This window comes from Treponema sp. R6D11 (assembly GCF_054786075.1).
Window position 1 is genome coordinate 1 of record NZ_BDHD01001190.1, and the last position, 364, is coordinate 364.

Below are 364 nucleotides of genomic sequence, written 5' to 3' on the forward strand. Positions count from 1 at the left end.
GCGTAACGGCGGCGGTTGTGTTTGCGGCGGGGGGGGGGTTTGTGGGCGTTGTGGGGGGTTTCTTGTTTTTGGGGGGGGGGGTTGTTTTTTTTTTGGGGGTTGGTTTTTTTGATAGGGCGTACAGATTTTTTTTTTTTTTGTTTTTATCATTAAAATTTTTTGTGGGTTTTTATTTAAAAAAAAAAACATCAAGCGTAATTGTTTTTGTTGTGGGCGGACGGGCGGTTGTTCCATGTCTTCCGGCTTCCGCTAAGGAAACATCTTTTTTTTCGGGGGTATTTTTTGTCGGATACGCGGGACATTTCGGTGGGAGATTCGGAACCGCCGCAACATGGATAGGTTTGGGCAATGCGTTTATAGGCTC

Annotated in this window: 1 protein-coding gene; it reads right to left on the reverse strand. The window is 45.6% G+C overall.

The genetic code is table 11. From position 1 onward, the window contains the following. Positions 1-169: 169 nt before the first annotated feature. Positions 170-364 (reverse strand): hypothetical protein (locus tag ACYVTD_RS18055; RefSeq protein WP_461248989.1); only part of this gene is annotated, 195 nt, incomplete at its 5' end.